At 37.5% G+C, this 2,812-nt stretch carries 3 protein-coding genes; all 3 read left to right on the forward strand.

Annotated elements, in window-relative coordinates:
- Positions 1-596: 596 nt before the first annotated feature.
- Complete coding sequence (locus AC1DPQ_RS23610) at positions 597-1,145, forward strand: UpxY family transcription antiterminator (protein ID WP_029276571.1); 549 nt, start codon at positions 597-599, stop codon at positions 1,143-1,145.
- Entirely contained in the window at positions 1,138-2,436 is a 1,299-nt protein-coding gene (locus tag AC1DPQ_RS23615) for a nucleotide sugar dehydrogenase (RefSeq protein ID WP_477584689.1), read from the forward strand. The genes AC1DPQ_RS23610 and AC1DPQ_RS23615 overlap by 8 nt, the downstream gene beginning before the upstream one ends.
- Before the next feature lie 4 nt (positions 2,437-2,440).
- On the forward strand, positions 2,441-2,812 hold a 372-nt coding region (locus tag AC1DPQ_RS23620), incomplete at its 3' end, for an oligosaccharide flippase family protein (RefSeq protein WP_477611058.1).

Here is a 2,812-nt window from a genome sequence, read left to right on the forward strand (position 1 = left end):
ATGTAAGCATTTACCTGGTGCGGTATAATTACACCAATAAATACCAGCTCGCCATATTGAAAGATATTTGCGAAAACAATAAGCTTAAAAATCCGATGGTTGTTTTTAACGATGCCAAACGGGAGAAAAGCCAGAAATACAGCTACGGTGGTTACGGTTATGCCATGGCAAACTAAAGTTAGCCGGTTTTTAAGAGAGAATACCAATACCCTTTACCAAATAAACGTCCCCAAACGATTTAATTCTGTTTACAAACAATAAGGCCTAGATGCATAAACTGTGCATCGATTAAAGGCATTAGCAGCTTGCAAACAACTCTCAATTAGATTGCCCTTTTGCCCAAAAAGCAAAATAACATTTGAAAATAAAAATTGTCATGTAAGTGATATAGCGAAGCTGTATCCAGTGAGCAAACAAATTTAGAATAGTGTTTAAACAGGTTAACTGTGTAAAGCGGTTAATTGGTTAGTCGGAAATACTAATTACAATTAACCGGTTCCTACAATTTAAACAATTAACCAATAATAGTCATGTAAGTGATATAGCGAAGCTGTATCAAATTACCTAAAAAATAAAACTATAACCTCATCAAAAAAATGGAATCTACAATTAACATCAAGCCCTCGTTCGCAAAAAAATGGTTTGTGATCTATACTCGCCCACGTTGGGAGAAAAAAGTTGACCGTTTGCTGCAAGAGCAAGGTTTCGAATCTTTTTGCCCTGTACGTAATGTAGAAAATCAATGGGCCGATAGAAAGAAAATAGTTAGTCTTCCGCTTTTTACCGGATATGTATTTGTGAAAATTGATGAGCGTGAAGGTTACAAAATCAGGTATACACTAGGTGTTTTAAACTTTATTAATTACATGGGTAAACCTGCAGTGGTTCGGGATAGTGAGATTGAAAAGTTGAAACACATTATGGATACCTACAATGATGTAGATGTAGTGAGTTTAACCGGTGTTTCCAAAGGAGACCGTGTTCGGATCAGTAATGGTCTCTTCCATAATCAGGAAGGAGAGGTGATCCAGATTCAAGGTAAGCATGTTTTAATGTCATTCGATCATTTAGACTGTGCTTTAGTTACCAGAGTGCCAATAAGCAACTTAACATTAACTGTAAATACGCAACAACATTATGTATAACGCTGAAGATAATCTGAAAATGACGGTAATTGGTCTTGGCTACGTTGGCTTACCGTTGGCAGTAGAGTTTGCAAAAAAATACAAGGTATTTGGCTTTGATATTAACCAGAGCAGGATAGCAGAATTAAAAGCTGGATACGACAATACATTGGAAGTTAATGAATCAGAATTGAATGAGGTTTTAACCTTCGAATGCACAACTTTAAAAGGCCTGTACTGTACCAATGAAATCGAAAAATTACGCAGCTCGTCGGTTTACATTGTTACAGTACCAACGCCTGTTGATAAAAATAACAGGCCAGATTTAACACCTTTAATTAAAGCGAGTTCAGTTGTGGCTAAGGTTTTAAAGAAGGGAGATATAGTGGTTTACGAATCAACCGTATATCCTGGTGTAACTGAAGACGAATGTGTACCCATTTTAGAAAAAGGATCTGGTTTGGTTTTCAATAAAGATTTTTTTGCTGGTTATTCTCCAGAGCGTATTAATCCTGGAGATAAACAACATACTGTTGCCAATATCTTAAAAATCACATCAGGTTCTACTCCCGAAGCTGCAGAAAAAATAGATGCGCTGTATCGTTCGGTAATTACTGCCGGAACTTATAAAGCTTCGTCTATTAAAGTAGCGGAAGCAGCAAAAGTAATTGAAAACGCCCAGCGCGATATCAATATTGCTTTTGTAAATGAACTAGCCATGATTTTTAACCAGATCGGTATCGATACTTCTGAGGTTTTAGCGGCAGCCGGAACCAAATGGAATTTCCTGAATTTTAAACCAGGTTTGGTTGGTGGACATTGTATTGGCGTAGATCCATATTATTTGGCTCAAAAAGCACAGGAAGCTGGCTATCACCCCGAAATTATTTTAGCCGGACGACGTGTAAACGATGGAATGGGTAAATATGTGGCTGATCAGATCATAAAAAAAATGATCGCTAAAAACATCCATATTGTGGGAGCAGAAGTGCTGGTGTTGGGCTTTACCTTTAAAGAAAACTGTCCTGATGTACGCAATACCAAAGTAATTGATATTGTAAGGCGGTTAGAAGAATACAAAGTTAAAGTAACCATTCACGATCCCTGGGCAAATGCTGATCAAGCCAAGCATAACTATGGCATTATCTGCGAAAATGGCTCATCAAAAACCAGAAAGTACGATGGAATTATACTGGCAGTAGCGCACGAAGCTTTTAATAGTTTAAATATCACAGCATTGCGTAAACCGGAATGTGTGGTGTACGATATAAAAGCAGTATTGCCACAATCATTAGAAACCGTTCGATTGTAAGGTCATGAGTTTAACATATAAAGCGCGATCGGGCATTATATGGTCGATCGGACAGCAGTTTAGTGTTAAATTCATAAACCTGTTCGTTACCATCATATTGGCCCGCTTATTAAGTCCTGCAGAATTTGGCTTAATTGCAATGCTCTCTATTTTTATCGCTGTTGGTAATTCCTTAATGGATAGCGGCTTAACATCGTCACTGATCCGCACAAGGATGGCGGGACAAAAGGATTTTTCTACCATATTTTTTTTTAACCTGTTTGGAAGCATCATTGTATATGGTGTTTTGTTCTTTGCAGCACCGCTAATAGCTGGTTTTTACAGGCAGCCAACACTTACAGATATTGTTAGGGTTTATGGATTAACCTTTTTAATC

The sequence above is a fragment of the Pedobacter sp. 01T416_2 genome, from assembly GCF_056398925.1.

Coding starts and splice junctions, on each gene's coding strand:
- AC1DPQ_RS23615 (WP_477584689.1), top strand. CDS start 1,138: ATGTATAACGCTGAAGATAATCTGAAAATGACGGTAATTGGTCTTGGC.
- AC1DPQ_RS23610 (WP_029276571.1), top strand. CDS start 597: ATGGAATCTACAATTAACATCAAGCCCTCGTTCGCAAAAAAATGGTTT.